Genomic DNA, 8,748 nt, shown 5'->3' with positions numbered 1-8,748 from the left:
TCCTCTACGCCGCATCAGCCGCAATGCTCATCCGCCGCATAGCTCGTTACGCATGAGATTCGAGACGGACTCTAAGATCATCCCAATCTAGAGGCTGTCCTGTTCAAGCTGACGTCACCCCGGCTCAAGGCCGGGGTGACGAGAGTTTCAGCGTCACCAAGATAGACCTAAGCGGCGGCCTTCTCGCGTTCGCGCATTTCCTGATTGAGCATTTCGGCGAGCAGGAAGGCGAGCTCGATGCTCTGCCCCGCGTTGAGGCGCGGGTCGCAATGCGTGTGGTAGCGATCGGCGAGCCCCTGCTCCGTCACCGCGATCGCGCCGCCGGTGCATTCGGTGACATTCTGTCCGGTCATCTCGGCATGAATGCCGCCGCCGTGCGTGCCCTCGGCGCGGTGCACCGCGAAGAAGCCGCGCACCTCGTCGAGAATGCGATCGAACGGCCGCGTCTTATAGCCGTTGGCGGCCTTGACGACATTGCCGTGCATCGGATCGCAGCTCCAGACGACCGGGCGCCCCTCGCGCTTGACCGCGCGGACGAGCCTGGGGAGGTGCGCCTCGATCTTGTCGTGGCCATAGCGCGTGATCAGCGTGATGCGGCCCGGCGTGCGCGCGGGATCGAGCGTATCGAGCAGGCGCAGCAGCGCATCGGGCTCCAGGCTCGGCCCGCACTTGAGACCGATGGGATTGCCGACGCCGCGCAGATATTCGACATGCGCCGAGCCTTCGAAGCGCGTCCGGTCGCCGATCCACAGCATGTGCGCCGAAAGGCCATACCAATCGCCGGTCAGCGAATCGCGCCGGGTGAGCGCCTGCTCATATTGGAGCAGCAGGGCCTCATGGCTGGTGTAGAAGCTCGTCGCGCGCAGTTGCGGCACGGTCTCGGGATTGATTCCGCACGCCGCCATGAAGCCCAGCGCCTCGCCGATCCGATCGGCGACCTGCTGATATTGCGCGGCCCAGGGGCTGCGGCCCATGAAATCGAGCGTCCAGGCATGGACCTGCGCGAGATTGGCATAGCCGCCCTGCGCGAAGGCGCGGAGCAGGTTGAGCGTTGCGGCGGACTGGCTGTACGCCTTGACCATCCGCTGCGGATCGGGCGCGCGACCCTCCGGCGTGAAGGCGATATCGTTGACGTTGTCGCCGCGATACGAGGGCAGTTCGACACCGTCGATCGTTTCGGTGGGCGTCGAGCGCGGCTTGGCGAACTGCCCCGCCATGCGACCGACCTTGAGGATCGGCAGCTTCGACGAATAAGTGAGGATGACCGCCATCTGGAGGAGGACGCGGAACGTATCGCGGATAGTGTTCGGGTGGAATTCGGCGAAGCTCTCCGCACAATCGCCGCCCTGAAGCAGGAAGGCCTTGCCCGCCGCGACCTGCGCCAGATCGGCGGTCAGCGCGCGTGCTTCGCCTGCGAAGACCAGCGGCGGATAATGGCCGAGCTCGGCCTCGGCATCCGCCAACGCCTGCGCATCGGGATAATCGGGAAGCTGCCGCGCTTCATGACGCCGCCAGCTATCCGGCGTCCAGTTCGTCGCCATTTCACGTCCTTTCGTGGCGCGGGGCCTTACGGGAAGCGTGCGGCGAGGGGAAGCGCCCTGCAGTCAGCCGGATCGCGAAGTCGCCCACCATCGATCGATCGCGGCGATGATCCGCTCGGCGGCGTCGCCGTCCCCATAAGGAAAATGCGCGGTCGCCATCGCCGCATAGGCTTCGGACGCATCGAGCAGCCTGATCGTCTCCGCGACGATGCGATCGGGATCGAGGCCGACGAGCCGGACATTGCCGCTGGCGACGACCTCGGGCCGCTCGGTGATCGTTCGCATGATCAGCGCGGGAATACCCAGAGCGGGGGCCTCCTCCTGCAAGCCGCCGCTGTCGGTCAGCACGATCGTGGCGCGGCACAGCAAGGCGATCAGCGCGGCATAAGGGAGCGGCGGTTCGAGGATGATGCGCGGCTGTCCGCCAAGGCGCACTGTCACTTCCCGCGTGACCGCGGGGTTTGGATGGAGCGGAAAGTGCAGCTCGACGTCGTTGCGTTCGGCGAGGCGAAGCAATGCGCGACAGACGTTCGGGAGCTCCGGGATCGTCTCGCGCCGATGCGCGGTCACGAGGATCAGCTTGCGTCCGGCGTCGCGCACCTGGCTCGGCGCGCTCGGCTTGATCATGTTCAGCGCGTCGATCACGGTGTTGCCGGTCACCGTCACGCGGCCGGAATGTCCCGCGAGATTAGCCGCGGCCTCCGCGCTCGGCGCGAACAGCAAAGTCGAAAGGCCATCGATCTCCCGGCGGTTGCGCTCCTCGGGCCACGGCATCGCGGGGTCGCCCGAGCGCAGCCCCGCCTCGACATGGCCGACGGGCAGGCCGAGCCGATGCGCGGCACGGGCGGCCGCCCACGCGCTGTTGGTGTCGCCCTGGATGAGAACGAGATCGGGACGAAGCGCGGTCAGCAGAGCGGCGACCCTTTGCTCGGCTTCCACGGAGAAGCGACCTGCGTCGTCGTGGGGGAGTGCCAGATCGATGTCCGCGTCGATCCCGAACTCGCGCAGCGCCTGATGGAACAGCACGGGATGCTGCCCAGTGGCGACCTGAAGGAATTCCACGTCGGGCCTGCCGCGCATCGCCCGGATCAGCGGCGCGAGCTTGATCGCTTCGGGGCGCGTGCCGCCGATCGCGACGATCCGGATCGCTCTCACGGTCGCATCAATGGGAGAGGCGGGTGCTCACCGAGAGCAGCACGCGCGTATCGCCTCGGCGGACTGCGGAAGGTGCGGTGCGCAGCGGCACCGCCAGCGCGAGGTCCGCGCGCACGCGGCTTCCGAGCATAGCGCGGACGCCCCCGCCCGCCGAGATCAACGTGCCGCCATCGTCTCCGGGCGTGCTTGCGCTTCTGATCCAGGCACGAACGGCATCGACGAAGGCGTAGGGCTGCATCGTCAATTGCTTCCCCCACGCCTGCAAAGCGCCGTAGCGCAGCTCGGTCGCCAGCCCCATGCCGCTGTCGCCGATCGCCGCACCCGGATCATAGCCCCGCCCGATCGTGTAGGCGCCCCCCGAAAATTGCTCATATCCCAGCAGCGGCGCGAACGCATATTGCGCGCGCGGGGTGAAGGCGATCGAGACCGCACCCATCACCCGCGCCTCGGCGCTGCCGGAAAAGCGGACGAGCGCTGCCTGGGGATCGGCGTCGAGCCGGCTGATCGTGGGAAAATAGGCGCAATCGGCGAACGCCGGCGCGCTCCCGCAGCCCCGGCTCGCTCCCAGCGCCGCAAGCCCTTTGCGCACCTCCAGCGCCCCGCCGGCGCGCCAGCGTGGCGGATGCTGTTCGCGCGCCGTGTCGCCGATTCCGAAATCGACGAGCAGGAACGCGGTCCGCAGCCGATCGCGGGTGAGCAGGAACCCCTGCGCCCTGAGATCCTGATCGATGACGTCGAGCCCGCCGCTGGCCGCGATATCCAGGCGCTGCGAGCGGACGAGCGGATAGCGCGCCAGCAGCGAGCCGACGATCGTATGGCTGCGAAAGACCAGGCCGCTTTCGGCCCGGGTGCGTATCCAGGCATCGGTGAAGCGCAGGCCGATGCCAAGCCCGTCATGGCCGATCCGCGCGTCATAGGCCGATTGCACGACGATCTGGCGGCGCGGATGCGTGCTCGAGAACAGCCCCAGCGAGAGTTGATCGCCCGCCGCGATCAAATTCGCCGCCTGGGCGGCGGCCAGCACGCCCCAGCGCCCGGTATCGCCGCTCCCATAATTCTGGAGGCCGAGCTGGACGTCCAGCGGCCGGGCCTTGACCGAGACATCGGCGATCACTTCGCCGGGCTCTTGCGCGGGAACCAGCGTGAAGGTGATGTCGAGCCCGGGCAGGTCGCGGGCGAGCAGCAGCTTGCGTTCGGCCTCGCGCGTGTTGAAGGGCGCCGGGCGGACGAGCGCGCGCAGATAGGCTTCGACGAGCCGGCGCCTGCGCCCCGCGACACCCCGCACCTCGAAGCCGACGAGCCGCGCCATTACCACGCGAAGGCGCGCGATGCCGCCATCGGAGAGGCGCTGCGGGGGAATTTCGACCGCAGCGATATAGCCTTGTCGCGCCAGTATCGCGGCGGCCGCGTCGCGGATCCCGCAGAGATCGGGAGGCGCGATCTTCCGGTCGACCAGCGCCTCATAGGCCGGCTTCAAGGTAGTTGCCGCAGCCTCTTCCACCCCCTCGAATACTACGCCGCCCAGCACGGTGGTGGTTTCGCCGGATGTGGCTGCGAGCGGACATGGCGGGGGGGCAAGCGGCTCCACGGTGAGATGGGATGGCATCAGCGCGCGTTCGGGAGCGGCGCGCTGAACCTCTTCGCGCGTCGGCGGGGGGATGTCTTCGGGCGGGGCCGCCACCGCGCCCTGGCCGGCGGTCAAGGCAAGCGCCATCAGGATCGGCAGGCCGGCAAATGATCGCATCGCGCTCCCCCCAACGCCGGCCGCCTGGCCACCGGCTTCCCCTTGGAGCCCCGCCCGAATATCGCGGTCCCGGGCCACGGTAAACGGCCGGGAGACAGCGCGCGATGAACGAAGTTGCGGGCGGGGCGTGCGCGGCGGCGGTGCTTGGGGCGATAGCCGGCAGCTTCCTCTCGACGCTGGCGATCCGCTGGCCCGAGCACCGCTCGATCGTGCAGGGGAGGTCCGCGTGCGACGGGTGCGGCATAACGATCGGCGCATGGCGGCTCGTACCGATCGTCAGCTACCTTTGGGCGCGCGGGCGATGCTGGTGCTGCGGCGCGCCGATCTACCGGACGCATCCGATGATGGAGGTCGGATGCACGCTGATCGGCGCTGCGGCGCTGCTGGTCCAGCCGGGGCCGGCGGGCTGGTGCGGGGCGATGTTCGGCTGGCTGCTCGCGACGCTTGCCCTGCTCGACCATGAGCATTTCTGGTTGCCGGACAGGCTGACGCTGCCGCTGGCGGCGCTCGGCCTGCTCGCCGGCGCGATCGGGGTGCCGCCCGCGCTGCCCGATCGCCTGATCGGCGCGATCGCCGGCTGGCTTGCCCTCGCCCTGCTTGCCCGCGGCTATCGCGCAGCGAGAGGCCGCGTCGGGCTGGGGCAGGGCGATGCCAAGCTGCTCGGCGCGATCGGCGCCTGGCTGGGCTGGGCGGCCTTGCCATGGGTCGTCATCGCCGCCTGCGCGATCGGTTTCGCCGTGGCGCTGATCCGAAAAATGCGCGGGACCGATCGCCTGCCGTTGGGCGCGCTGCTCGCCTGCGCCGCCTGGCCCGCCTGGCTGCTGCTCCAGCGCGCCGGCTGAGCCTCAGCCGACGCGGTTGGCGATCAGATCGTCGACGACGGCGGGATCGGCCAGCGTGCTGGTATCTCCGAGGCTGCCGATATCCCCCTCGGCCACCTTGCGCAGGATACGGCGCATGATCTTGCCGCTGCGCGTCTTGGGCAGGCCCGGCGCGAACTGGATCGCGTCCGGCGCCGCGATCGGGCCGATCTCGTTGCGCACCCAATCGCGCAAGGCCTTGCGCAGCGCCTCGGACGGCTCCTCTTCGGCGTTGAGCGTCACATAAGCGTAGATGCCCTGGCCCTTGATATCGTGCGGCATGCCGACGACCGCCGCCTCGGCGACCTTCGGGTGCAGCACCAGGGCGCTTTCCACTTCGGCGGTGCCCATGCGATGGCCCGAGACGTTTATCACGTCGTCGACGCGCCCGGTGATCCACCAATAGCCGTCCTCGTCGCGGCGCGCGCCGTCGCCGGTAGTGTAGACCCCCTCGTAGGTCGTGAAATAGGTCTGGAAGAAGCGTTCGGGATCGCCCCACACGCCGCGCATCTGCCCGGGCCAGCTTCGCGCGATCACCAGATTGCCCTGCGCCGGCCCTTCCAGCGCGGCGCCCTTGTCGTCCAGCAACTTTGGATCGACGCCGAAGAAGGGCGTGGTCGCCGATCCCGGCTTGAGCGCGGTGGCGCCGGGCAGGGGGGTTATCATGTGACCGCCGGTCTCGGTCTGCCACCATGTATCGACGATCGGGCAGCGGCCCTCGCCGACCACGTCATGATACCAGCGCCACGCCTCGGGATTGATCGGTTCGCCGACCGTGCCAAGCAATCTCAGTGACTTGCGGCTCGTTGCTCGCACCGGCGCGTCGCCATCCTTCATCAGCGCGCGGAGCGCGGTGGGGGCGGTGTAGAGGATTTCCACCTTGTGGCGGTCGACGATCCGCCAGATGCGCGAGGCATCGGGCCAATTGGGTATGCCCTCGTACATCAGCGTCGTGCCGCCGTTCGCCAGCGGGCCATAGACGATATAGCTGTGGCCGGTGACCCAGCCGATATCGGCGGCACACCAGAATATCTGCCCGGGCCGGTAATCGAACACCAGTTCGTGCGTCAGGCTGGCCCACAGCAGATAGCCGCCGCCGCTGTGCATCACCCCCTTGGGCTTCCCCGTCGATCCGCTGGTATAGAGGATGAACAAAGGATCCTCGGCGGACATCGCTTCGGCCGGGCATTCCGACGGCGCGGCGGCCAGCGCCTCGCCATAATCGACGTCGCGGCCCGCGCGCATCTCGATCCCGCCGCCGGTGGCGCGGACGACGATCACCTTTTCGACGATGCCGGCGCTGTCGCATGCCATGTCGACGTTCGCCTTGAGCGGCACGACCTTGCCGCCCCGCCGTCCCTCGTCCGCGGTGATGACGATCCTCGATTGGCAATCGGCGATCCGGCCGGCCAGGGCATCGGGGGAAAAGCCGCCGAACACCACCGAATGCACGGCCCCGATCCGCGCGCAGGCGAGCAGCGCCACCGCCGCCTCGGGGATCATCGGCAGATAGATGGTGACTCGATCGCCCTTGGCGACGCCGTTGGCCTTGAGCACGTTGGCGAGGCGGCATACCTGCTCGTGAAGTTCGCGATAGCTGATCGTGCGGGGCTCCCCCGCGGGATCGTCGGGCTCCCAGATAATCGCCGTCGCCGCGCCGCGCGTGGCGAGGTGGCGGTCCAGGCAGTTGGCGGCGACGTTGAGGCGCCCGTCGCCGAACCAGCGGATCCCGAAATCGGCTTTGTCGAAACTGCTCTCGTCGCCGCGCGTCGGGAAATCGATCCAGTCGAGCCGCTTCGCCTGCTCCAGCCAGAAGGCATCGGGCTCGTCGATCGATCGGCGGTAGAGCGTGGCATAGCGCGCGGCATCGATCCTGGCATGCGCCGCCCACTCCGCCGGAACCGGGTACACCGCAGCGTCGCTCATCGTCTCTCCTTCACGCCGCGTCTTCGGCATCGGCTTGCCTGGCGTATCGCCGCGCCAGCACGGCGCAGGCCATCAACTGCATCTGGTGGAAAAGCATGATCGGCAGCAGGATCACGCCCGCCTCCGGCCCGGTAAACAGCACGCGCGCCATCGGCACGCCCTGGACCAGGCTCTTCTTGGTGCCGCAGAACTGGATCGTGACTCGATCGGCGCGATCGAAGCCCGGCAATCGCCCCAGGCCCCACGTCATCGCGAGGCCGATCGCCAGCAGCGCCGCGTCGACCAGCAGCAGGATGACGAGGCTTTGCGGCGGCAGCTTGTGCCACAGCCCTTCCAGCACCGCCGCCGAGAAAGCGGCATAGACCGCGATCAGGATCGTCGAGCGATCGGTGTAGCCGATGATCCCCTTGTGGCGCGCCACGAAGCCGCCGATCCAGGGGCGCAGCAGGTGCCCGGCGACGAACGGCACGAAGATTTCCAGCGCGACCTTGCCGACGCCGGCGGCGCCGCCGCCGCCGCCGTGCGTGCCCGCGATCAGGCCCATCAGGACAGGCGTGAGCACGATGCCGAGCATCTGGCTCGCCGAAGCCGAGGCGATCGCAGCCGGCACGTTGCCGCGACCGAGCGAAACGAAGGCGACCGCCGATTGCACCGTCGAGGGCAGCGCGCAGACGAACAGCACGCCGATCCAGAGATCGCGCGGCAGCAGGCGGGGCGCCAGATGCTCGCTGGCGACGCCGAGGAGGGGGAAGAGCAGGAAGGTCGCCGCGAGGATCGTCAGGTGCAGCCGCCAGTTGGCGAGGCCCGCGACGATCTGTTCGCGGGCGAGCTTGGCGCCGTGGAAGAAGAAGAGGGCGACCACCGTCGCGATCGACAGCCAGCCGACGAAGGCAGCGAAGGTGCCGCGCGCGGGCAGCAAGGTCGCCAGCAGGACCGTGCTCGCGAGATAGAGCAGGAAGGGATCGGGGATCAGCCGTTTGAACATCGGACGCGGTGTTTGGCAGGAAGGGCGCCAAAGGCCAACCGAAGTTGACGGAGGCATGATGAACGGCGGTTCAGAAACGTCCGATCCGGAACTTTAGCCGATCGTTACGGTTGTCCGCCCACCAATCAACGATCGGAGAACTATCATGCGTATCGCCCGCCTGGCGCACGGCGCCGCCATTTCGAGCCTGATGATCCTCGCGAGCAGCGCAGCGCTCGCCGAAGGAAAAGGCGATCGCGCGCAGAAAGCGATCGCCGAGGCGCAAGGCAAGATCGACGCGGCGGCGAAGATCGCACCCGGCGGCGATTCCGCGCACATCCGCGCCGATGCCGAAGCCTCGCTGAAGCTGGCGCGCGAGGATGCGTCGGCGGGCCATAAGGAGCGCTCGATCAAGGAGGCGATCCACGCGAGCGAACTCGCCGATCACGCGCTGGCCGAAGCACAGCATGCCCAGGCCGCCAGCAATGCGGCCAACCGCGACGCCGCCGCCAGCGCGCAGCAGGACGCCGCCGCCGCCAACGCGCGTGCCGAGGCCGC

At 68.6% G+C, this 8,748-nt stretch carries 6 protein-coding genes and 1 pseudogene; 2 read left to right on the top strand and 5 right to left on the bottom strand.

Annotated elements, in window-relative coordinates; genetic code table 11:
- Window positions 1-167: 167 nt before the first annotated feature.
- The 3 genes from HUU94_RS06990 to HUU94_RS06980 all read right to left on the bottom strand — a co-directional run bounded on the left by HUU94_RS06990 (window position 168) and on the right by HUU94_RS06980 (window position 4,440).
- Entirely contained in the window at window positions 168-1,541 is a 1,374-nt protein-coding gene (locus HUU94_RS06990; RefSeq protein WP_174274378.1) for a class II 3-deoxy-7-phosphoheptulonate synthase, read from the bottom strand.
- A gap of 63 nt (window positions 1,542-1,604) precedes the next feature.
- Window positions 1,605-2,696, bottom strand: coding sequence for a non-hydrolyzing UDP-N-acetylglucosamine 2-epimerase (gene wecB, locus HUU94_RS06985; protein WP_217429582.1), 1,092 nt, complete (start codon window positions 2,694-2,696; stop codon window positions 1,605-1,607).
- 7 nt (window positions 2,697-2,703) lie between these two features.
- Entirely contained in the window at window positions 2,704-4,440 is a 1,737-nt protein-coding gene (locus HUU94_RS06980) for a ShlB/FhaC/HecB family hemolysin secretion/activation protein (RefSeq protein ID WP_174274377.1), read from the bottom strand.
- Window positions 4,441-4,544: 104 nt separating this feature from the next.
- Between HUU94_RS06980 and HUU94_RS06975 the strand changes: the two genes are divergently transcribed.
- Window positions 4,545-5,282 carry a prepilin peptidase gene (locus tag HUU94_RS06975; protein ID WP_174274376.1) on the top strand — a complete coding sequence of 246 codons (738 nt, stop codon included), beginning with the start codon at window positions 4,545-4,547 and terminating at the stop codon, window positions 5,280-5,282.
- A 3-nt stretch (window positions 5,283-5,285) separates the two neighbouring features.
- On the opposite strand, the gene acs is transcribed toward HUU94_RS06975, so the two are convergent.
- Together acs and HUU94_RS06965 are read right to left on the bottom strand one after the other, a co-directional pair.
- On the bottom strand, window positions 5,286-7,226 hold the full coding sequence (acs, locus tag HUU94_RS06970; protein ID WP_174274375.1) for an acetate--CoA ligase: 1,941 nt from the start codon (window positions 7,224-7,226) through the stop codon (window positions 5,286-5,288).
- Between the two features lie 10 nt (window positions 7,227-7,236).
- Window positions 7,237-8,211 carry a bile acid:sodium symporter family protein gene (locus HUU94_RS06965; RefSeq protein WP_174274374.1) on the bottom strand — a complete coding sequence of 325 codons (975 nt, stop codon included), beginning with the start codon at window positions 8,209-8,211 and terminating at the stop codon, window positions 7,237-7,239.
- Window positions 8,212-8,356: 145 nt separating this feature from the next.
- Between HUU94_RS06965 and HUU94_RS06960 the strand changes: the two are divergent.
- Window positions 8,357-8,748 (top strand): annotated as a pseudogene (locus HUU94_RS06960) (hypothetical protein); the annotation flags it as partial.

The organism is Sphingomonas bacterium (genome assembly GCF_903644055.1).
In the GTDB taxonomy this organism is placed as follows: domain Bacteria; phylum Pseudomonadota; class Alphaproteobacteria; order Sphingomonadales; family Sphingomonadaceae; genus Sphingomonas_I.
Note: the sequence above shows the minus strand (reverse complement) of the source record. Positions and strands in the feature narration are given on the sequence as shown.